The sequence below is a fragment of the Kordia sp. genome (assembly GCF_045105435.1).
Taxonomy (GTDB): domain Bacteria; phylum Bacteroidota; class Bacteroidia; order Flavobacteriales; family Flavobacteriaceae; genus Kordia.
On the sequence record NZ_JBGCDL010000383.1, the window covers coordinates 13029 to 33828 of the forward strand.

Genomic DNA, 20800 nt, shown 5'->3' on the forward strand with positions numbered 1-20800 from the left:
TTAATATTAGAAATTAAGGACGTTATCTGGTTAATATATTTAAGCCGAATCAACCAGTATGCGAAAAATATTAACTAAACAGCAAATTATGTTAATGTCTTTCCATACTAAATATACAAAAAAAAAGAGCCCAATTGAGAATTGGGCTCATAAAAACTTGTTAAGGTTTTTTATAGTATTGCTGAATTACAAACCTACTACTTTTATTTTTTGTAGGAAATTATATTTTAAATAAATACATTTTTCTTAATTTTTTAACATTTTCTCACAAAATAAAGAATTAATAAACTAAGTTTTCTTAGAAAAAGACAAATAAAAAAAGAGAATAATTCTACATCATCTCTTTGAGATTATTTTAATTTATGTTTTTTGAATCTTTTGAATTCAAACGATCGCTTACAAACTCTACTTTATTTTTTCCATGTGGTAATGAATTTCCGTCTGTACCAAGATTTACCATTACAATATTATCTACAGTTAAAATGGTTTCTTGCGTCATTTTGTTACGTACTTCACATTTAAGTCTAATAGATGATTTTCCAAATGCAACAACATCAATTCCTATCTCAACAATATCTCCTTTTTTAGCAGAACTTTTAAAGTCAATTTCGGACATATATTTAGTGACTACTTTTGGGTTTTCAAGCTGAATAATGGCATATAAAGCCGCTTCTTCATCAATCCAAGCGAGTAATCGCCCGCCAAATAAAGTGCCATTAGGATTCAAATCTTCGGGCTTGACCCATTTTCTTGTGTGAAATCTCATGTTTTTTGTTTGTTAATGTGTTTTGCTTCTTATTATTATCAAAGTTAAAACTGTTAAGCTTACTATTAAATAATTTGTTTATTAGAAAGCTGTTTATTTAGTATTCGCCCATAACCTAATAGATTTAAAACAAAGTTTGTGGTTTTGGTGGCGTGGTAATTGTTTTCGGAACAGTCAAAGTTGTCCCCAAACGTGCATTGAGTTTTTTAATGAAATAGGCAGACAATAAAGGAGATTCTAATTCTAGATTTTGGTGAATGAAAAAGTGAATATTTTTCAATCCAAATGAAATCCATTGTTCCAAACGTGCAACCCAATCGTCCAAACGTGCATAATCACTTTCATGATTGGCGCCAACATACCGAATAAAAGCTTCGTTATTTGTCATGCGCATGTGCATAATATCGCGCCTTCCGGCAGAATCTACTAAGGTGTTTGCAATGTTATTTTCTTCTAATAAATGATAAAGTTCATTCGAGATTTTCGGGTCATTATACCAATCAGTATGTCTAAATTCCATTGTTAAAGGAACTTCTTTCGGCCAAAATTCAGCAAATTGAACAACTCTGTCAAAATCTTTTGGTGAAAAATTAGAATGCATTTGCAAAAAGATTGTTCCGAGTTTATCTTTTAAATGTGAAGCGTTATACACGTACAAATCGACCAATGCTTCCGTAGCTTGCAAGCGTTTCCAATGACTAATTTCTTGCGTTATTTTTGGAAAGAATTTAAATCCACCTGGAGTTTTATCGCGCCATTTTTCAAACTGTTCCGCAGGAAACATTCTGTAAAACGTTGCATTCAGTTCAATAGCATTAAATTGTGAGGAATAATATTGCAATTCATCTTTTGTTCCGCGTGGATAAAATCCTTTTAAATCTTGTCGATTCCACTTGGCGCAACCTACATAAATAGATGGTATTGAGTCACTTTTATATTTTTGTAAAACAACTTCTGTTTCTGGGTGATTGTCAGGTAATGTAAAATCTATTTGTTCAGGATTGGATACTCTTCCAAATTTCATAACACTATTTTTTAGAAAGCATAAAAATACGGAATTCCTACAGTTTATTTGAATTGAAAATCGGTTTTTACACTGTTAATAAGATAGTTAACAAGTTGTTCATAACCTGTTAAGGATTGACATCTATTATTTTTAATTTTAGTAAAACTTTAGTGTTATGAACGATCGAGAAAATGATTTAGTTAAAGCGCGTCCACAGATTTCACCGAAATCTATTTCTGAAAATATGTCAAAAGACGAGCGCTTTCAAAATTCCACACTTCGTCCTGTTATCAAGCTTCAAAGTCCTTTACTGATTGCTGCATTCCGAAATTATATTGCCAAACGAAAAAATGTTTTTCACAACTTATCTTTAGAAAAACGTTTGCTATATATTGAAAATGCGATTCAAAAAGATATGAAATTTCGCAATTCATTAAAAGGTATGATTATCGGGCAATTTACGCTACAAGAATATGATGAATACATTTTAAATTCGTCGCCGCTCAACAAACGTATGATGAATATTGTAGTAGAACGACTGAAAGACAAAATTTTACTTTTTGAAAAAGAGATGACCTTAAGCGCTGTAATTTAAAAACCTTCGTAAGTTTTTAAATTGATCGTCAATTTATAGTTCATTTTAATATCTTTGCAACTTATTTATTAGAAGATACGTTATGAAGCGATTCACTATTGCATTTATTGTCATTTTTAGCACGATTTTTAGTTCTTGTGATATCTTTGGTCGAGATCAAGTTGCTGCGGATGGTTACCGAAATATTACACTTAAAAATAATAAATTTTCCATAGAATATTGGTTGGGTTCAAGTCCAGGCGCCACAGATAAAGATTCATATCATTTATATATTAAAGCAGATTCATTAGTGCATTTTAAACGCGCGTTAGCAGATATGTTTGAAACTACCTATAACCCTGAGAATGTGCAAGCCATCACTTTTTACACAGATACTATTTTTAAAGAAGAAACTGTTAACTTGAATTCGCCAAGTATTTCGGGTGTGCAAGTTCATTATTTAGAAGATTCTTTCCTTAAAACAAAAGTGTATTTTCATAAAAATGATCTATTGCAAGAAGTTGACGAACTGAATTCGTTTGTCGATTACTTTTCTCCAAATGATGTACACGATACGTCTGAAATTTTTAAATCAGCTAAGAATAGCGTTTTTATTATGGTAAATACTGAAATGACAACGAAGTACGAAACAGGAAAGTCTGATTATAATAAGCATTTAGCTGATTATAAATTGCAAAACAAATAAATTTTTTTACTCTTCAATCAAAGAAACACCATTTAAATCGGTAGTTAGCACTTCGCTCATATAATTAAAAAATGGGCGAATTACTTTAAAATCATTCGATGCTTGCTCCATAAAACCGGCAGCTGTCACTTCTTTATCTGTAAATTTTTTCGTAAAAATAAATTGTTTCTTTTTAATTAAATCAATTGATTCATGATCTCTGCTAAATCCTTTTGGCGCCGTTTTAACTTCATCACCTTCAATTTCTCCCCAAACATTTTTAAATGATTTTTTAGTGATAATTTCCCTAATTTCAGTCGCATCCATTTCAAATTCTTTGCGAATTCGGAGTAAATCATCCTTATTCGGATCCCAAAAACCAGTCGCAATAAAAGAATTGTCGTTTGGTTCCAAATGCAAGTAATAACCACCGCGCAATCTAGGTTTTACTCTATGAAAACTTCCGCCAAAATGAGTTTTATACGGTATCTTATTTTTTGAAAAACGAACATCTCTGTAAATACGGAATACTTTTACCTTATCAATTTGATCGTACTTGTTTAAATACTCGCCTAATTGATTAAAAAACTGTTTTACTTCTCTTTCAATCTCCTTAAATTCTTTTTTATTTTCTGTAAACCATTCACGGTTATTATTTTTTTGTAGTCTATTTAAAAAAGAAAAAGTTTCTCTTGGGATCGTTTCGTTCATCGTTCGTTGGTTTTGAACGAAAATACAAAATTGTTGTTGAGTATAAAAAATAAAAGCGAACAAGTAAAATGTTCGCTTTTAATTACTAAAGTTATTTTTTTTAGGAATGCTTATATAAAAATTAGCACTCCATTATAAATCATCCATTTGTCGGAATTTCATAACAACATTTTTTAATAAATACAACTTCATTTGCCAGATTTTGTGCTTTTTGATCGCATGTACTAAGACTTCTTGCCAATCCTCCAACAACTTTATTGTAATCAAATTTTGAGATTACTTGTTTTTTAAGGAAAAGCTTGTCTAATTTTTGTTTTTTCATTTGTATACAGTTTTAGTTAATGTGCTAAAACTAGTAACTTCAACTGCTTTGTAAAAACTTTAGAAGTCGTGATGTATAAATACCGAGTAATCTATTGCTTATGAAGTAATATTTGGAGAAAAAGCCGACAATCTATATGTCCAATAATCACTCTGCTCCCATCGTTTCTCTAATTGATAATGTATCACAAGTTTTTCCATATACGCTCTAAATGCATTCTCAACTACATATCTATAGGTTGGCAACGCTTCTGGCTTTCCGTGTAAAAAATCTGCCACAGCATGACCGCCATAAAAACCTGAAGCCAATGCAGATGTAATTCCATACGAAGAAATTGGATCGTACGAATATGCCGCATCACCAACTGCTAACCAGTTTTCCCCATACGGAATTTGCAAACAGCTTGTGCCCGCAGGCATCATTTTAACAGTATCTATTTTTAACTGTGTAATTATTTTTGACAGATGAATGGTTTTGTAAAATTCATCTTGAAGAAATGTATTTATATGTTCTTTTGTTGGAAGAATTTCTTTAAGTGTAAAAAACATCATTGTGACTTCATTTTTACAATACGGAGCCACATACCACCAACCATTTTCAGTAGCTTCTACGATGATTTCATTCGGAATTTTTTCTGAAAGTTTTAGATTGAATGTCAACGCAAATTGAGAATCTAAATTTTCTTTTTGAACGTTCAAATGTCTGCAAACAGAAGCTTTTCGTCCTGTTGCATCAATTATAAAATCGCAGGTAAGTGTTTTAGTTTTGGAAGAATTTTCAATAGTTACAATTGTTTTAATTTCGTCTGAAACTACTTTTTTCAGCTTGAAACCATTGTAAAATATACTTTTTGTGTTTTGATATAATGCTTGCAATTGTGTTTCAAAATGCAATCTGTCCAATAAAAAACCATGTCCCAAACGATCTGCTAAAAATTCTTTTTGGTCTAATTGATGGCTTCCCCAACAGCTTTTATTTCCGTAATAAATTTGATGCTTTTCGTCTTCAATCAATGACAAAATTCCTAATTGTTTCAACAAAGGTTTTGCATTTGGCGGAATGGCTTCTCCCGATTTCCGAACAGGTGTTTCCTGTGCTTCCACCACACAACAACGAATTCCTCTGGCATGCAATGTAATTGCGGTGGCAATTCCCGCAGGACCGCCACCGACAATAACTACTTGATATGTATTTTTATCGTTCTCCACGAGAAACTCTTCTTCTTTTACGTGTACTTTTTTGCGAATGTGAAGCGGCTTTTGCAACACGAGCGCCATCGTCTAAAGTAATAATTGGTGCAGCGGCTTTCATTAATTTTGCTTTTTCATCACCTGTAATGGTTTCTGCGGCAACAACTTGATCATACGTAGGATCGTGTTCCCCAAATTTACGTCCCGTTTCTTTCCAAACAACAGTTGGTAAAAAACCTTGCGCATTTTCGACTTCACTTTCCGTTTTCGCGATAATTCCCAATTCGTGCCATTCTGAAATCATGTGATTGATTTTAGTTTGATACTCAGAACCTAAATCGCGCAGCCAATCTTGACGGTAATCAAAATGTTTTAAACGTTGCGCTATGTTTAAATTTGGCGTTTCTATACTACGTTTGTAACTGTCTTCACTTAACACTTGATTTGGTACGCGAGCTGCCCAAAACGATGGTAATGGCAAGTATAATGTAAGATCGTAACCAGATAAACAACTTGCTTCATCCGTTTGCCACGGAACTCCTAACCAGCGTGTTAATGAACCAGGACCACTTTTTGCCAAAGGTCCATCTTTATCTATGCCATTCGCATCTGTAAGTCTTACTTTCCCTAATACGATCGATGGCGATAATAAAGGACCAAAATCTAAATCGGTAGCTTCTCCTTCTTTTACAACGTTTAATCGGTATGGTTTTTTCCACATTTGTTTCACGCGCATTGGCCAAGTAAGTTCAATTCCTGGATGAAATGGTCCGCCCAAACATTCTTCCATTGGCGCTTGATTTAGTGCATTTACTTGTTCTGCAGGTGATAATTCATCGAAAGGAATGTATTGTTTTGGTGTTCCCGTAGTAAAGTCGCCATTTGCCCATTTTTGCAAACGTGCGTATTGAGTTCGCGTAATTGGTAAATCGACAATGGCAATATTTTCATATTCGCCAAAACCATCACCATAAAAAGGTGGTACTTTTGCTGGCGTATATTCTTGTGAGTCTGGATCTCTAAACCATGCAAAGATTCGTTCGCGTAAAGCTTTGTGTTCTTTTGAAGGAGTTTCTAATTTTTGTTTTAGTGCAGGATCTGTAAAGTCAGATGGAGAATTTTTTCCAAATAACATAAAAAATCCTTGATTTACCCATTGTGTATCTGTCATGCGTTCAAACATCGGATAAATATGTTCGTAAAAAACAACACCATTTGCCGCAGAATCTGGATAGTTCATTTCACGAATAAATAAGTCTTGTACCACATCATTCATGGTTACAACTCCGTACAATCCAGGGCCAAAATTTGGAGGCGTAACGGCAACATTTGCAGGTTCTGCATCAAATTCTTTTCCGTTAATAATTACGGTAGCACGTACAACACCATCGCAAGTATCATCATGCCAACCTTCATTGTTTGCAAAGGTTATAGCTGGTTTGTTATCTTTTGAAGCCGAATCGCCATCGCCACCAAAAAAGAGCAATCTTCCTTGTGCATCCGTTTCTACATGACCAAGTTTTACTTTTTTACCGAAGAATTCGCCATCATCAAAATTGTATTTGTCACCAGTTTCATTTGCGCCACTAATATTTACGGAATTTGGCGTGATTGCTAATTGACTTCTATCAGATACACTTGCGTTTCTATATTTTGAAGGAATTCCTGCGTCTGGTATGTCTAAAGCATTGTTAAACATATACCAAGCCGATTTTACATTTGCGACTTGAATTCGCCAATGAATATTGCTACTTTCTGTTTCTGTGATTTCGCCTAAAACTTTGTCATTTTCGCCCAAAGCGTAAATTCTAAAACGTGCCACTTGCTTTTTTACACGTCCGTGACTGTCTTTATAACCGCCTTCTGGCGTAATTTCAACTCCAGGAATGTCTGGCGCAAAAAGGTATTCTTCAGAGTTTCCAATACGCGCAATTCCGATTGGAGGATAAATTGCAACGCTTTTAATTTCGTTTGTATTCATGGTTTTTGTGTTGATTATCTATTTTGGTTTATTGCTTGATTTCTAAAAATATCTAATTTAGATTGAATTTATAAGATAATCAACAAGTAATTGTACGTGATTTTGGAGTGAAATGATAAAAATGGTTGTACATTTGACCTCATAACACAGAAATGAGGTTTTACCATAAAGATTGTCATTTCACAAACAATTTTTATGTCATTCAAATCATTAGGATTATCTGATGCATTATTGCGTGCTATCAGCAAAAAGGGCTATACTGAGCCTTCTCCCATTCAAGCAAAAGCAATTCCATTAGTTTTAGAACGCAAAGATGTTTTGGCATCTGCACAGACAGGAACTGGAAAAACAGCAGGTTTTACCTTGCCAATGTTGCAATTGTTATCGCAAGAGCCACCATTACGCAGACGCCCAATTAGAGCATTGATTTTAACGCCTACGCGAGAATTGGCCGCGCAAGTGTATGCAAATGTGAAGGAATATAGTACGTTTTTAGATATTCGTTCTACCGTAATTTTTGGTGGTGTAAACGCAAAACCACAGATTGCAACTTTACGAAATGGAGTTGATATTTTGGTCGCAACACCTGGAAGATTACTCGATTTGCAAAGTCAAGGAGCATTGTCATTAGCGAAAGTAGAAATGTTAGTGTTAGATGAAGCCGATAGAATGTTGGACATGGGATTTTTGCGCGATATTAAACGTGTGATTGCGCTTGTTCCGAAGAGAAGACAGAATTTATTGTTTTCAGCGACGTTTTCAAAAGACATTAAAAAGTTAGCACAGAGCATTTTACATAATCCTGTTTCGGTTGAAGCGACTCCTGAAAATACAACTGCTGAGAAAGTAATTCAGAAAGTATATAATGTTGATAAACCGCAAAAGACAACATTGTTGATTAAATTGATTTCTGATGGAAATTGGAGTCAAGTTTTGGTCTTTACACGAACAAAACATGGTGCTAACCGATTGAGTAAAAAACTAATTTCTAGTAATATTAGTTCGGCTGCGATTCACGGAAATAAAACACAGAATGCTCGTACAAAAGCATTGGATGGTTTTAAGAAAGGAACTATTCGAATTTTAGTTGCTACAGATATTGCAGCTCGTGGTTTGGATATTCCGTTATTGCCACACGTAATTAATTTTGAATTGCCTAATGTTCCTGAAGATTATGTACACAGAATTGGACGTACAGGTCGAGCTGGCGCCAGTGGTGAAGCAATTTCGTTAGTTTCTGCGGAAGAATACGAATATGTGAGAGGAATTGAGAAGTTGCTAGGCGAAAAGTTAATTAGAGAAGAAATTGAAGGTTTTGAAGCCGATCCAAATTATACGCCGCCACCAAAACAGGAACGTCCACAACGATCGAGAAAGAAATCGAATGCTTCACAAAGAGGCGGTTCTGGCGGAAGCCAAAAAAATAGAAATACGAATAATTCTTCAAATTCGAATTCGAATTCAAATTCTAGAAATAAGAAGCGAAATTCTCGTTCTCGAAATAGACGACGTGATTAGACTTTTTAGATTGTTAGATTGTTAGATTGTTAGATTGTTAGATTGTTAGATTGTTAGATTGAAAATAATACTATTTTGTAATTTTGAAATAAAAAAGAGGCTTTTAAAACCTCTTTTTATCATTCTTTATTTTTAAGCTCCATCAATATCATCGACAATTACAAAATCGCCTGAATCTGCTGCACCACCTTTAATAGCATGTGGATTTTCAATAATCTGTGTTTTAAATTTTTCTAACATATTTGTAGATTTTAAGTTTGTAATTGATTTAAGCTCCATCAAGATCATCAGTAATAATAAAGTCTTCTGAGTCTGCTGCACCACCTTGAATAGTTTGTGGGTTTTCAATAATTTGTGTTTTGAATTTTTCTAACATGCTTTTATTTTTTTGAATTAATAATAGCATGAAATTAGCATAGAAAATATGCATACACAAGCAACGATACCGTTGGTTTATGAATTAAAGGTTGTCTTTTGAAGTGATTTAATTTAGGCGAAACCTATTAAGTAGAAGTGATAGGAATAGATTATAAGTCCTTAAATGTCATTTTATTAAGCATTAACCCTGAAGCTGGCGCAATGTAATTTACTTCTAGTGTAGAATCTGGTAATAAGGAACGCTTGATGAAGTCTAAATTAAGTTCGTGTTTTCCTAATAGAATTAAAGTTCCCATCATCATGCGGATTTGATGCCGTTTGAATCCTGCACCTTGTACACGCAATACATAGCTTTGTTTTGGGAAGAAGTTTGCGGTGTATAAGTCGTTTTCTATGATTTCACAAAGTTCTATTTTGCCTTCTAAAACCGTGTGTTCTGTAGGTTTGTAGCAATAGGTTTTTAGATAGTGATTTCCTTCAAAGAGCTTTGCTCCTTTTTTCATCAATTCGACATCCAAATCACCTAGAACATTTGTCATATACGGCGCTGCAAACGGATGGTATTTTTCACCAAAGGCAAATAAGTAAATGTATTCTTTTACTTTCGGATGCTGAATGATATTGAATTTTTCATTGGTTTCCGTAATCGCCAATGCGCGAATATCTTGTGGTAAGTTTTGATTGAAAAGCGGTAAAAACTCAGGAATATCGAGCGTTTCATTATCCAAAAATAATTCAATCGCAATTTCATTGGCAGATACTTTTGCATCTGTACGACCGGAAGCTAATAGTTTAAAGTTTTTATGCCCAAATACATACGCTAATGTTCGTTCTGTCATGCGCTGTACGGTATTCACATCGGGCTGTTTTTGCCATCCATGATAGCGAAATCCTAAGTATTGTAGCGTGATGAGATAGTAATAGCGTTTTCTTTTCAAGTTGTTTATTATTCTTTATTGATTTGTTTATTTGGACGCTTTGCTTGTTTGTTTTTTCTTGAAACCTATATTTTTAGGATTTAAATTTAGTATTTCATCATACTTCTCGATACAATTTTCTTCAAAAATGACTCGAAGTAATGCATTGTAAATCTCTAAATGTTACACCAATTTAGGCTGCATTTAATAGAATGAAACTTAGTACTAAAATCACGATCGGAATGCTCCAAAGTTTCCAAACATCAGTTCCTTTTGTATTTTCCTTAATGGCTTTGTTTTTGATTTGCAACATGCGTTTTCCGTTGTAATACAGCGCATTAAAAATATACAATACGATTCCCGATAAGGCAATATAAAAGAGTTGCAGATAGATTGAATAGTAACGCAAAAAGTTGCTATTGGTTGCCTTGAACAAAACAATACACAAAACGATAAGAATACTGAGCTGAAGCACCGTAATGTAATTTGTTGCCAAAGACATTAGTTTTCGGTGTTTACGCTTTTTGTCTTGCGACTTGTAACTTAGAATTGTTTTGTAAAATAGTTGATCGAACATGTTTTTTTGCTATGGACACTGCAATAATAGGGAATTTTTCTTTGTTGGTTGTTTTTTGTTCATTTGTCTTTTGTCAATTCGTTGATTTGTTTTTCGATATTTTGTTTCGGAAGCTAAACTTATAAACTTTTAAACTTCATTAGTTGTTTATTTACTTCTCTCTACTTTTCAATACATTCACAATATCATTGAGTTTGTAGCCTTTTGCTTGAAGCAGAATTAGATAATGAAATAGTAAATCGGCACTTTCATCTAAGAATAAATCATCATTATCATCTTTGGCTTCAATAACGACTTCTACAGCTTCTTCCCCTACTTTTTGTGCAATTTTATTGATTCCTTTTCGGAAGAGTGAAGCCACATAACTTTTTTCATCTTCTTTGTTTTCTTTGCGATTTTGAATTGTGTCTTCTAATTCACTTAGAAATCCAAAAGACATGGTGTTTTCTTCGTTCCAGCATGTACCTGAACCTTTGTGACACGTTGGTCCAACAGGATTTACTTTGATGAGTAATGTATCTTTATCACAATCATTTTGAATGCTAACTAAGTTCAGGAAATTTCCACTTTCTTCTCCTTTTGTCCATAAACGTTGTTTTGTTCGACTATAAAAAGTTACTTTTTCGAGGGCAATCGTTCTTGCGTATGCTTCTTCGTTCATAAATCCAAGCATTAATACGTTTTTGGTATCGTTATCTTGAATGATTACAGGAACAAGTCCGTCATTATTTTTATTGAAATTTATATTCATCTGTTTTTTGTCTGTTGTCTGTTGTCTGTTGTCTGTTGTCTGTTGTCTGTTAAGTTGTTTACAATACTTTCTAAATCAAAACGTAAACTTATAAACTTTGTTTTTTGTTGATTTGTTAATCCGTGTATTTGTAGGTTTTTAAGAAACTTCCTAACACCCAAAAACCTAATAACTTTCAAAGTTTAAATTCTGACATTTATTCCGTTATTTTTTAAATCTTGTTTGAGTGCTGGAATTCCAATTTCTTTGAAATGAAACACACTTGCTGCCAACGCTGCATCTGCGTTTCCATCCACGAAAGTGTCTGTAAAATGCTGCATATTTCCTGCGCCTCCAGAAGCTATAATTGGAATGTTTACTGTTTTTGAGAGTTTTGAAAGTGCTTTGTTTGCAAAACCATCTTTGGTGCCGTCATTGTCCATTGATGTGAACAGAATTTCACCTGCGCCACGTTGTTCCACTTCTTTTGCCCAATCGAATAGATTCATTTCCGTAGGAACTTTTCCTCCAACCAAATGTACAATCCATTCGCCATCAATTTGTTTCGCATCAATAGCAACCACAATACATTGATTGCCAAATTTGGAAGCCAATTCATTGATTAATTCTGGTCGTTTGACTGCTGCCGAATTGATAGAAACTTTATCTGCGCCTGCTTGTAATAAGCGATCTACATCTTCTGTAGAAGAAATTCCGCCACCAACCGTAAATGGTATATCTACTTGTGAAGCGACATCCAAAACCAGTTTTTGCAATGTTTTTCTGCGTTCTTCCGTTGCCGAAATGTCTAAAAAAACTAATTCATCTGCGCCTTCATTCGCATATATTTTTGCCAGTTCTACAGGATCGCCAGCATCACGAAGATTGACAAAGTTGACACCTTTTACCGTACGTCCGTTTTTGATATCTAAACACGGAATGATTCTTTTTGTGAGCATTTTTATATTTTTTACGTCATTGCGAATGAAGTGAAGCAATCTGTTTCTTTTTTATACTAATTTTTCTAACTGTTTGAGCGATATTTTATTTTCATAAATCGCTTTGCCAATAATGACACCTTCACAACCGAGTTCTTTGAGTTTTGGCAATTCGTCAAAAGTAGATATTCCGCCTGAAGCGATTAATTTTAATCTCGAATCACTATCGGCAATAATTCTTTTATATAATTCGAACGATGGACCTTCTAACATTCCGTCTTTGGCGATATCTGTACAGATTACATATTGAATGTTCTTTTTTAAGTATTCTTGAATGAACGGAATCAATTCTTCACTACTTTCTTCTTGCCAACCGCTAATTGCCACTTTTTCATTCATTGCATCGGCACCTAAAATGATACGTTCTCTACCATATTTTTGAATCCATTGTGTAAAAAGTTCTTTGTCTTTTACAGCAATACTTCCGCCAGTAATTTGTTTGGCGCCACTTTCAAATGCAACATGTAAATCGGAGTTTGATTTTAATCCGCCTCCAAAATCAATTTTTAAATTCGTTTTAGAAGCAACAAGTTCTAACACTTTATAATTCACAATATGTTTTGCTTTTGCGCCGTCCAAATCTACCATGTGAACATATTGAATGCCTGCATCTTCAAACTGTTTTGCGACTTCCAACGGACTCTCATTGTATATCTTCTTCGTATCATAATCACCTTTCGAAAGTCGGACACACTTTCCGTCGATGATATCTATAGCTGGAATGATTCTCATTTTATTTTGTATTGATTTCTATTTTGTTGATTCGTTTATCAGTGCGCTTTGTTGTTTCTCTACAGCGTACTTGTCGAAATATTACTTTTTTAAAAAGTAAATCTTTCAATTTGCAATTCAACATTCTAATTTCATTATTTATTGATCTAATCGTTAAAAGTCTCATTTTTCTATTTGAAACGTTTTAATTCTTTTACACTGTACGAGATTGATGTACAATTCTAACATCTATAATTTACAGATTTAGAAAATTTTGCAGTAGTTGACTTCCTGCTTTGCTACTTTTTTCTGGATGAAATTGCACTCCGTAAAAATTATCTTTTTGCAATGCAGAAGCATATTGTATGTCATATTCACTTTCAGCAATGATTTCACTTGATTTTTTAGCGTAATAACTGTGAACCAGATACATATATTCGCTTTCGCGGATTCCTTCAAATAATGGACTTTTTAAATTTTGAACCGTATTCCAGCCAATTTGTGGCACTTTTACAGTTGAGGAAAAACGAACGACTTCCGTATCAAAAATGCCCAATCCTTTTGTGTTTCCTTCTTCTGATGAATTACACATGAGTTGCATTCCTAAGCAAATTCCTAAAACGGGTTGTGTTAAGGTCGGTATGATTGCATCAAGCTGACTTTCTTTTAGCTTTTTCATCGCGCTACTCGCCTCGCCTACACCTGGGAATATGACTTTGTCTGCGTTTTTAATTACAGAAATATCATTGCTTAAAATTGCTTCCACACCTAATCGTTGCAACGCAAATTTAATGCTTTGTATGTTTCCTGCGCCGTAATTTATGATAACTGTTTTCATTTATTTAGTATTGGGTCTTAAAAAGTATCTTTTATATTTCAAAGTACTTCTCGATACAATTTTCTGTCGAAAATCACTCGAAGTGACACTTGGTGAATTTTTAGATGAATGCTATCGAAATACTCCATTTACATTTAAAATTTATAATTCAACATTTATAATTCCCTAAAGCATTCCTTTTGTTGATGGTAAAATCATTTTTTCGACATCTCGTTTTACAGCTGCTTTGATTGCTTTTGCAAACGATTTAAAGATTGCTTCAATTTTGTGATGTTCGTTTGTGCCTTCTGCTTTAATGTTTAGATTTGCTTTTGCGCCATCAGTAAACGATTTGAAAAAGTGATAAAACATTTCTGTTGGCATTTTACCAATCATTTCACGTTTAAAGTCGGCTTCCCAAACCAACCAATTTCTTCCTCCAAAGTCAATCGCTACTTGCGCTAAGCAATCGTCCATTGGTAAACAGAAACCGTAACGTTCTATGCCCAATTTGTTTCCTAAAGCTTCTGCAAACACTTCACCCAAAGCAATTGCTGTATCTTCAATGGTGTGATGTTCGTCAACTTCCAAATCGCCTTTGACAATAATATCCAAATCCAATTGTCCGTGACGTGCAATTTGATCTAACATGTGATCAAAGAATGCAATTCCTGTTTCTATATTCGATTTTCCAGTTCCATCTAAATTCAAATCGATTTGAATCTTCGTTTCGTTGGTATTTCGAGTTAAGGAAGCTTTGCGTTCTTTCGCTTTTAAATATGCGTAAATTTCATCCCAATCGTTCGATTCTAAACCAATGTATTGATCTAAATCAGAACGTTTTACCGTGATTTCATCAGTTCCTAAAAACGTTTTATCATTGATGTAAATTCCTTTTGAACCTAAGTTTTTTGCCAATTCGATATCCGTCAAACGATCGCCAATTACGAACGAATTCGCTAAATCATAATCATCAGAAAAATACTCCGTTAACAAACCTGTATTGGGTTTACGAGTTGGCGCATTGTCTTTGGCAAAAGTTCTGTCAATAACAATTTTATCAAAAACAATGTCTTCTCCTTTTAGTGTATGAAGGATAAAATTGTGTACAGGCCAAAATGTATTTTCCGGATATACTTCCGTTCCCAAACCATCTTGATTTGTAATCATTACCAATTCAAAATCGAGTTCGTTGGCAATTTTTCTTAGTGCTGACAGGGCTTTCGGATAAAATTCTAGTTTTTCAAAACTATCTATTTGCTCGTCGGCTGGTTCTTTGATGATCGTTCCGTCACGATCTATGAATAGTACTTTACGCATGATTTTTTAATTTCTTGTGTGACACTGAATCAAATTCAGTGTGACGTTTTTAGTTATTTTCGTCATGCTGAACTTGATTCAGCATCACATAATTTTGTTATTAAGATTTTGAAATTGCTAACAATTCTGAAATCAGTCTTTGATTTTCAATAGTCGTTCCCACCGTAAGCCGCAAACAGTTTTCACATAAAGGCTGCGTTGTTCGGTTTCTGATTACAATTCCTTGATCAATTAATTGCTGGTAGCGAAGATCGGCATTATCAACCTTAACTAAAATAAAATTGGCATCTGATGGATATATTTTTGTGATAAAAGTCACATTTCCCAAATCCTTTGTTAATTGCCCTTTGTTTTCTTGAATTTCAGTAATTTCCTTTTGTACCGTTTCTTGATCTTGAATGCGCTCCAAAGCACGCGATTGCGTTAGTAAATTGACATTGTACGGCGGTTTGATGCGATTTAAAACTTCAACAATAGTGAACGAAGCATAACAAATTCCAAGTCTGATGCCTGCCATTCCATACGCTTTTGACAGCGTTTGTGTAATGATAAGGTTAGGAAATTCCTCAAGCCGATTCAACCAACTTTCCTGGCTTGAGAAGTCTATGTATGCTTCGTCAATCACTATGATTCCATTAAATTCTTTGAGTAGTTTTTCTACCGTTTCTGTTTCAAAACTGTTTCCTGTTGGATTATTTGGTGAGCAAAGAAATAAGATTTTACTGTTTTCATCTGCTGCATTTAAAATTTGATCCGCTTTTGGTTGAAATGATTCTGACAATACTACTTCTTTTACGGCAACATCATTTACACCAGCCAAAACCTTGTACATTCCGTACGTTGGTGGCAATGTGATGATGTTGTCTTGTTTTGGCTCGCAGAATGCTCTGAAAATTAAATCGAGAATTTCATCACTTCCATTTCCCAAAACCATATTGTTTGGATTACACTTTTTTACTTCTGACAAAGCCATTTTTACATCTTTTTGTTTTGGATCTGGATAGCGATTTACGCCGTTTTCATACGGGTTTTCGTTGGCGTCTAAGAATACCATTTCACTGCCAGAAGCTTTGTATTCGTCTCTTGCAGAGGAATATGGTTTGAGTATTTTTATGTTTTCTCTGATGAGATTGTTTAGGTTGAATGTGTTCATTATTAATTTATTGTTTCAAACGCATTTCGACTGCGCTCAATGTGACAAATACGATTATTTTAAACTTTTTAAGCGTAAACTAACAGCATTTTTGTGTGCTTGTAAGCCTTCTGCTTCTGCCATGAGTTCAATTGCGTTTCCAATGTTTTGGATTCCCGTTTCTGTTATTTTTTGAAATGTCATGCTTTTTTGAAAACTCGCTAAGTTTACGCCCGAATAGGCTTTTGCATAGCCGTTTGTTGGTAAGGTGTGATTGGTTCCTGAAGCATAATCGCCCGCACTTTCTGGCGTGTAATTCCCCACAAAAACTGAACCTGCATTTTGAATTCCATTCGTGTAGAAATCTTCATCTTTTACACAGATGATAAAGTGTTCTGGTCCGTATTCGTTGATTAATTCCAATGCGATTTGATCGTTTTCGACATAAATTAGCTTTGAATTGTCTATGGCTTTTTGTGCAATTTCTTTTCGTGGCAATTGTTTTAGTTGTGATGCTACTGCTTTTTCCACTTCCGTGAGAAAGTTCTCAGATGTTGTCACCATTAGTACTTGACTGTCAGTTCCGTGTTCTGCCTGACTTAGCAAGTCGGAAGCTACAAAGTCTGCATTTGCCGATTCGTCAGCAACTACCAATAATTCGCTTGGTCCGGCTGGCATGTCAATGGCAACTCCGTATTTGGTAGCTAATTGTTTTGCAACCGTTACAAATTGATTTCCTGGTCCAAATACTTTGTATACTTTGGAGATGGTTTCCGTACCGAATGTCATTCCTGCAATGGCTTGAATGCCTCCTACTTTGTATATTTTGGTAATTCCGCAAAGTTGTGCCGTGTATAATATGGCAGGATTTACATTTCCTTGTTTGTTTGGTGGCGTGCACAGAATGATTTCGTTGCAACCTGCAATTTTAGCAGGAACTGCCAACATTAAGATGGTTGAGAATAAAGGCGCTGTTCCACCAGGAATATACAAACCAACTTTTTGGATGGCTCTTTTTTCTTGCCAACAGTGTACGCCCTGAGTCGTTTCTATCGTTACAGGAGCGGTTTTTTGTGCCGCGTGAAATGAAGTAATATTTGCCTTTGCGAGAGCAATGGCCGCTTTGAGTTTGTCTGAAACGTTTTTTGAAGCAGTGTCTATTTCAGCTTGACTGACAACAAAATTATCTAACACCACATTGTCAAAGAACGATGTGTATTTTTTGATTGCCTGATCGCCGTTTTTTTGAACTTCCGAAAAGATTTGCGAAACCGTAGCTTCAATGTCGTCAACAGTTTGCGTTGGACGCTTTAAGATTGCTGACCAAGTTGCTGGTTTTGGATTGAAAATTTTCTTCATTAGAGTACCATTTTTTCGATTGGACATACTAAAATTCCTTCTGCGCCATTTTGTTTGAGTTCGTCAATGACTTCCCAAAAGTCTTCTTTTTTGATAACTGAATGTAGTGAACTCCAGCCTTCTTGTGCCAATGGAAGTATGGTTGGACTTTTTAATACGGGTAATATTTTACTGATGGCGTCTATTTTGTCGTTTGGCGCGTTGAGTAGAATGTATTTGGATGATCGGGCAGTTAATACTGATTGAATTCTGAATTGTAATTTTTGAAGTATTTGCTGTTCTTCGGGTTGAATTTTTGGTGAAACTGCCAATACCGCTTCACTAATTAGCATGACTTCTACTTCTTTTAGATTGTTTTTGAAGAGTGTACTTCCGCTGGAAACGATATCGCAAATAGCATCGGCAAGTCCGATGTTTGGTGCAATTTCAACAGAACCGCTAATGATGTGTAAGTCTGCATTGACGCCTTTTTCTTTGAGATATGCTTTTACTGTTTCTGGATACGAAGTTGCAATGCGCTTACCTTCAAAATCTTTTACAGAGTTGTATGTTTTTTCTTTTGGAATGGCTAGAGAGACTTTACATTTGGAGAATCCGAGTTTTTCGGCGATGGTAATATTTGCGCCTTTTTCGACAAGTACATTTTCTCCAATGATGGCTATGTCTACAACGCCGTCGCGCAAGTATTGTGGAATATCGCCATTTCTGAGATAGAAGACTTCGAGTGGAAAGTTACGAGCTGATGCTTTGAGTTGTGCTTTTCCGTTATCGATGGAAATTCCGCAGTCTTTTAAGATTTTGAGCGAATCTTCGTTGAGTCGACCCGATTTTTGAATGGCAATTTTTAACTTTTTCATTGTTAATTTTTTGTGCTTGAATACAAAAATTGGGCATAAAAAAACCCGCTTGATGTATTCAAACGGGTTTTTAATATATTTTGAAATTACTTCAATACATTATCAGCTCGCTTGATGGCAAGTATGAGAATGATGGTGATGTAATTGTGTATAAGGCATGTTTATTTTTTTACTCTTGCAAATGTAATTAATATTTTTGATTGCTTCCTAGTGTTTTTTAAAATTATTTTCCTGCATTTTATCGAATATATGTGATTGTAAGCATTTTTTTTGACTTATGATTGTGATATACAAAAATGAATTCCTAATTTTAGAACATTAATAGTCAGCCCACCTATGAGATATTTTGTAACTGCCTTTGTGCTTTTTTGTACATGGTTTTACTTTGGATTTCGTTATTACGAATGCAATGTAAAGAATCTTTGCGAAGACCCTAATGCTTCTGTAGCTGTTGATACCGTTACAATTATTAAGGAAGTTCCTGTCAAAAAAACACTTACTTTTTTACCTTTTTCTATTTCAAAGAATGCTAATAATGTTTCATTGATTGATTCAGTTTCAAATCCTTTACAAGAATTTTTTGATTATTTGAATACACATCAAAAGGAAGAATTGATAGTTACTTCATTTTTTAGTAAAGATGAAAGTGGTACTGTTGCGCTTTCGCGAAACGAAATTTTGAAAGAGCGATTGGCTGATTTCGGAATTAATACAGATCGTGTGGTTTTGCAAACTAAGCAAGAAGATTTTCAGTTTTCTTCCGCAAATGATTATGATAAAGGATTTGCGTACGAGTATCAAAAAATGTCTGCCGAACGCATTAAAATGCTTGATGAAAGTATTGCTTCTAAGATTTTGTATGCTGCTTTTGGTTCAAAAACATTTACACCCGATAATACATTAAATACTTATACTATTGAACTGAAAAGTTATTTGGCAAAATATCCTTCAAAAACTGTTGAAATTATTGGTCATACCGATAGTAATGGTGATGCGGCAGCGAATTTGTGGTTTGGAAAAGAACGCGCTAAGAGTGTGATGCAATATTTTATTTCGCAAGGAATTGACGCTAATAAATTAACGATTTCTTCTAAAGGTGAAACGGAACCAATTGCGCCAAATGACAAAGAAGGACAACGATTGAATAGACGCATTGAGATTAATATAACACAAGATTAACTAACACAACTAATTGATTATATGTCATTTTTATTTTTAACAAATCTTACACCTGTTTCTGGTTGGGAATATTTTGTAGTATTCTTACTGGCTTTTGGTTGTTTTTTGATTGGATGGATTTTTGCGAAACGAAGTTCGAAACAAAAATATGAGAAATTACTAGCTAAGCAGAAAAAGAAAAACAAAGAAGACTTTGTAAATACGAGTTATGCACCTTCTAAAGGAGTTCGTGCTGTTAAAACCCGTGAACGTTCTGGTAAAGCAGTAGATTCAGATTCAGATTCGAATGAAGAATTAGATATTGAAAGTTCACCTTTAAATTTTGATAGTTTTGGTGTTGCAGATGCTTCTGATAAAGACGATTTGAAACGCATTAAAGGTGTTGGTCCTTTTATTGAAGAGAAGTTGAACACTATCGGAATTTATACTTTTGATCAAATTAGTAAGTTTACACAGGAAGATATGCAAGCCGTTACGGAGTTGATTTCTTTTTTCCCAGGTCGTATTGAACGCGACGATTGGAAAGGACAAGCTAATGTTTTGAAAAAAGGTGGCAATACTGATTTTAGTAAGCGATTGAGTTCGGAGAAGTAGACTTTTTAGGATAGTGTCTTAAAAATTCTTTTTTATAGTATATTTTGAGTTTTACATATTAAGCTTTGTATCAATGGTTATCTGTTGGTCGCTGCGCTCCGTTGTCAGTTAAGTTGTTTACACTCATTTTTAAATCAAAACGTAAACTGTTAAACCTATAAACTCTTAAACTTCTTTTTGCTGTTGGTGAAAAAAAGTCAAAAATATTAAATCATTCAATAATAATTGAATATTATACAAATAAACCCAGGATAGCTACCTGAACTATTAGCTTCCCTCTAGCACCTAAAATTACATATAGTTTACAAATTAAAAAAGGGAAACTATAAGCCAGTTTCCCTTTTGTTTTATATGTTATTTGTATGCTCTTTTTTTATTGATTCCCAAGTATTAAAGGCATTCCGCTTTCTCCTGAACCAATTACAATTACTTTAGAATTTGGTGATTCTGAAAGTTTTATCGTAGCTTCAATTCCTTT

The 20800-nt window shown here is 34.3% G+C and carries 22 protein-coding genes and 2 pseudogenes; 5 read left to right on the forward strand and 19 right to left on the reverse strand.

Features of this window, described 5'->3' with window-relative positions:
• Window positions 1–355: 355 nt before the first annotated feature.
• Window positions 356–766 (reverse strand): acyl-CoA thioesterase, encoded by a 411-nt coding sequence (locus tag AB8B65_RS19460; RefSeq protein WP_405302950.1) that lies wholly within the window; start codon window positions 764–766, stop codon window positions 356–358.
• A gap of 124 nt (window positions 767–890) precedes the next feature.
• Complete coding sequence (locus AB8B65_RS19465) at window positions 891–1790, reverse strand: DUF72 domain-containing protein (protein ID WP_405302951.1); 900 nt, start codon at window positions 1788–1790, stop codon at window positions 891–893.
• A 157-nt stretch (window positions 1791–1947) separates the two neighbouring features.
• On the opposite strand from AB8B65_RS19465, the gene AB8B65_RS19470 reads away from it, so the two are divergent.
• Window positions 1948–2367: a glyoxalase gene (locus AB8B65_RS19470; RefSeq protein WP_405302952.1), complete on the forward strand. Its 420-nt coding sequence runs from the start codon at window positions 1948–1950 to the stop codon at window positions 2365–2367.
• An 82-nt stretch (window positions 2368–2449) separates the two neighbouring features.
• Complete coding sequence (locus AB8B65_RS19475) at window positions 2450–3052, forward strand: hypothetical protein (RefSeq protein ID WP_405302953.1); 603 nt, start codon at window positions 2450–2452, stop codon at window positions 3050–3052.
• 6 nt (window positions 3053–3058) lie between these two features.
• Here the strand turns inward: AB8B65_RS19475 and AB8B65_RS19480 are convergent, their stop codons facing one another.
• The 4 genes from AB8B65_RS19480 to AB8B65_RS19495 form a co-directional block, all read right to left on the reverse strand.
• Complete coding sequence (locus AB8B65_RS19480) at window positions 3059–3742, reverse strand: DUF2461 domain-containing protein (protein WP_405302954.1); 684 nt, start codon at window positions 3740–3742, stop codon at window positions 3059–3061.
• A gap of 139 nt (window positions 3743–3881) precedes the next feature.
• On the reverse strand, window positions 3882–4064 hold the full coding sequence (locus tag AB8B65_RS19485; protein WP_405302955.1) for a hypothetical protein: 183 nt from the start codon (window positions 4062–4064) through the stop codon (window positions 3882–3884).
• A 98-nt stretch (window positions 4065–4162) separates the two neighbouring features.
• Complete coding sequence (locus AB8B65_RS19490; protein ID WP_405302956.1) at window positions 4163–5272, reverse strand: NAD(P)/FAD-dependent oxidoreductase; 1110 nt, start codon at window positions 5270–5272, stop codon at window positions 4163–4165.
• A complete protein-coding gene (locus tag AB8B65_RS19495; protein ID WP_405302957.1) occupies window positions 5259–7235 on the reverse strand; it encodes a LodA/GoxA family CTQ-dependent oxidase in 1977 nt (658 codons plus the stop codon). The genes AB8B65_RS19490 and AB8B65_RS19495 overlap by 14 nt, the downstream gene beginning before the upstream one ends.
• 195 nt (window positions 7236–7430) lie before the next feature.
• On the opposite strand from AB8B65_RS19495, the gene AB8B65_RS19500 reads away from it, so the two are divergent.
• Complete coding sequence (locus AB8B65_RS19500) at window positions 7431–8753, forward strand: DEAD/DEAH box helicase (RefSeq protein ID WP_405302958.1); 1323 nt, start codon at window positions 7431–7433, stop codon at window positions 8751–8753.
• A 132-nt stretch (window positions 8754–8885) separates the two neighbouring features.
• Here the strand turns inward: AB8B65_RS19500 and AB8B65_RS19505 are convergent, their stop codons facing one another.
• From AB8B65_RS19505 to hisG, 12 genes and pseudogenes are all read right to left on the reverse strand, one after another.
• Window positions 8886–9032: a hypothetical protein gene (locus AB8B65_RS19505; RefSeq protein ID WP_405302959.1), complete on the reverse strand. Its 147-nt coding sequence runs from the start codon at window positions 9030–9032 to the stop codon at window positions 8886–8888.
• Entirely contained in the window at window positions 9022–9159 is a 138-nt protein-coding gene (locus AB8B65_RS19510) for a hypothetical protein (protein ID WP_405302960.1), read from the reverse strand. Before AB8B65_RS19510 ends, AB8B65_RS19505 begins: the two co-directional genes overlap by 11 nt.
• Window positions 9160–9280: 121 nt before the next feature.
• Window positions 9281–10069: a tRNA pseudouridine(38-40) synthase TruA gene (locus tag AB8B65_RS19515; protein ID WP_405302961.1), complete on the reverse strand. Its 789-nt coding sequence runs from the start codon at window positions 10067–10069 to the stop codon at window positions 9281–9283.
• 172 nt (window positions 10070–10241) lie between these two features.
• Complete coding sequence (locus tag AB8B65_RS19520) at window positions 10242–10625, reverse strand: hypothetical protein (RefSeq protein WP_405302962.1); 384 nt, start codon at window positions 10623–10625, stop codon at window positions 10242–10244.
• Window positions 10626–10776: 151 nt separating this feature from the next.
• Window positions 10777–11388 (reverse strand): annotated as a pseudogene (hisIE, locus tag AB8B65_RS19525) (bifunctional phosphoribosyl-AMP cyclohydrolase/phosphoribosyl-ATP diphosphatase HisIE); the annotation flags it as partial.
• Between the two features lie 170 nt (window positions 11389–11558).
• Entirely contained in the window at window positions 11559–12314 is a 756-nt protein-coding gene (gene hisF / locus AB8B65_RS19530) for an imidazole glycerol phosphate synthase subunit HisF (protein ID WP_405302963.1), read from the reverse strand.
• Window positions 12315–12365: 51 nt separating this feature from the next.
• Window positions 12366–13085, reverse strand: coding sequence for a 1-(5-phosphoribosyl)-5-[(5-phosphoribosylamino)methylideneamino]imidazole-4-carboxamide isomerase (gene hisA, locus AB8B65_RS19535; protein WP_405302964.1), 720 nt, complete (start codon window positions 13083–13085; stop codon window positions 12366–12368).
• A gap of 235 nt (window positions 13086–13320) precedes the next feature.
• The gene (gene hisH, locus AB8B65_RS19540; protein WP_405302965.1) at window positions 13321–13902 is read right to left on the reverse strand and encodes an imidazole glycerol phosphate synthase subunit HisH; all 582 of its coding nucleotides are present in this window, start codon (window positions 13900–13902) and stop codon (window positions 13321–13323) included.
• Between the two features lie 165 nt (window positions 13903–14067).
• On the reverse strand, window positions 14068–15201 hold the full coding sequence (gene hisB, locus AB8B65_RS19545; RefSeq protein WP_405302966.1) for a bifunctional histidinol-phosphatase/imidazoleglycerol-phosphate dehydratase HisB: 1134 nt from the start codon (window positions 15199–15201) through the stop codon (window positions 14068–14070).
• Window positions 15202–15301: 100 nt separating this feature from the next.
• Entirely contained in the window at window positions 15302–16354 is a 1053-nt protein-coding gene (gene hisC, locus AB8B65_RS19550; RefSeq protein ID WP_405302967.1) for a histidinol-phosphate transaminase, read from the reverse strand.
• Between the two features lie 54 nt (window positions 16355–16408).
• On the reverse strand, window positions 16409–17692 hold the full coding sequence (hisD, locus tag AB8B65_RS19555; RefSeq protein ID WP_405302968.1) for a histidinol dehydrogenase: 1284 nt from the start codon (window positions 17690–17692) through the stop codon (window positions 16409–16411).
• Window positions 17692–18549: an ATP phosphoribosyltransferase gene (gene hisG / locus AB8B65_RS19560; protein WP_405302969.1), complete on the reverse strand. Its 858-nt coding sequence runs from the start codon at window positions 18547–18549 to the stop codon at window positions 17692–17694. Before hisG ends, hisD begins: the two co-directional genes overlap by 1 nt.
• Window positions 18550–18885: 336 nt before the next feature.
• Here hisG and AB8B65_RS19565 point away from each other — a divergent pair, with 336 nt between their 5' ends.
• Together AB8B65_RS19565 and AB8B65_RS19570 are read left to right on the forward strand one after the other, a co-directional pair.
• Window positions 18886–19728, forward strand: a complete 843-nt coding sequence (locus tag AB8B65_RS19565; RefSeq protein ID WP_405302970.1) for an OmpA family protein — start codon at window positions 18886–18888, stop codon at window positions 19726–19728.
• Window positions 19729–19749: 21 nt separating this feature from the next.
• Entirely contained in the window at window positions 19750–20322 is a 573-nt protein-coding gene (locus tag AB8B65_RS19570; RefSeq protein WP_405302971.1) for a hypothetical protein, read from the forward strand.
• A 373-nt stretch (window positions 20323–20695) separates the two neighbouring features.
• Here the strand turns inward: AB8B65_RS19570 and AB8B65_RS19575 are convergent.
• A pseudogene (locus tag AB8B65_RS19575) lies at window positions 20696–20800 on the reverse strand (prohibitin family protein); the annotation flags it as partial.

Bases quoted from the DNA above. Each gene is read 5' to 3' on its own strand.
- AB8B65_RS19460 (WP_405302950.1), bottom strand. From the start codon at position 766: ATGAGATTTCACACAAGAAAATGGGTCAAGCCCGAAGATTTGAATCCT.
- AB8B65_RS19465 (WP_405302951.1), bottom strand. From the start codon at position 1,790: ATGAAATTTGGAAGAGTATCCAATCCTGAACAAATAGATTTTACATTA.
- AB8B65_RS19470 (WP_405302952.1), top strand. From the start codon at position 1,948: ATGAACGATCGAGAAAATGATTTAGTTAAAGCGCGTCCACAGATTTCA.
- AB8B65_RS19475 (WP_405302953.1), top strand. From the start codon at position 2,450: ATGAAGCGATTCACTATTGCATTTATTGTCATTTTTAGCACGATTTTT.
- AB8B65_RS19480 (WP_405302954.1), bottom strand. From the start codon at position 3,742: ATGAACGAAACGATCCCAAGAGAAACTTTTTCTTTTTTAAATAGACTA.
- AB8B65_RS19485 (WP_405302955.1), bottom strand. From the start codon at position 4,064: ATGAAAAAACAAAAATTAGACAAGCTTTTCCTTAAAAAACAAGTAATC.
- AB8B65_RS19495 (WP_405302957.1), bottom strand. From the start codon at position 7,235: ATGAATACAAACGAAATTAAAAGCGTTGCAATTTATCCTCCAATCGGA.
- AB8B65_RS19500 (WP_405302958.1), top strand. From the start codon at position 7,431: ATGTCATTCAAATCATTAGGATTATCTGATGCATTATTGCGTGCTATC.
- AB8B65_RS19505 (WP_405302959.1), bottom strand. From the start codon at position 9,032: ATGGAGCTTAAATCAATTACAAACTTAAAATCTACAAATATGTTAGAA.
- AB8B65_RS19510 (WP_405302960.1), bottom strand. From the start codon at position 9,159: ATGCTATTATTAATTCAAAAAAATAAAAGCATGTTAGAAAAATTCAAA.
- AB8B65_RS19520 (WP_405302962.1), bottom strand. From the start codon at position 10,625: ATGTTCGATCAACTATTTTACAAAACAATTCTAAGTTACAAGTCGCAA.
- hisF (WP_405302963.1), bottom strand. From the start codon at position 12,314: ATGCTCACAAAAAGAATCATTCCGTGTTTAGATATCAAAAACGGACGT.
- hisA (WP_405302964.1), bottom strand. From the start codon at position 13,085: ATGAGAATCATTCCAGCTATAGATATCATCGACGGAAAGTGTGTCCGA.
- hisH (WP_405302965.1), bottom strand. From the start codon at position 13,902: ATGAAAACAGTTATCATAAATTACGGCGCAGGAAACATACAAAGCATT.
- hisB (WP_405302966.1), bottom strand. From the start codon at position 15,201: ATGCGTAAAGTACTATTCATAGATCGTGACGGAACGATCATCAAAGAA.
- hisC (WP_405302967.1), bottom strand. From the start codon at position 16,354: ATGAACACATTCAACCTAAACAATCTCATCAGAGAAAACATAAAAATA.
- hisD (WP_405302968.1), bottom strand. From the start codon at position 17,692: ATGAAGAAAATTTTCAATCCAAAACCAGCAACTTGGTCAGCAATCTTA.
- hisG (WP_405302969.1), bottom strand. From the start codon at position 18,549: ATGAAAAAGTTAAAAATTGCCATTCAAAAATCGGGTCGACTCAACGAA.
- AB8B65_RS19565 (WP_405302970.1), top strand. From the start codon at position 18,886: ATGAGATATTTTGTAACTGCCTTTGTGCTTTTTTGTACATGGTTTTAC.
- AB8B65_RS19570 (WP_405302971.1), top strand. From the start codon at position 19,750: ATGTCATTTTTATTTTTAACAAATCTTACACCTGTTTCTGGTTGGGAA.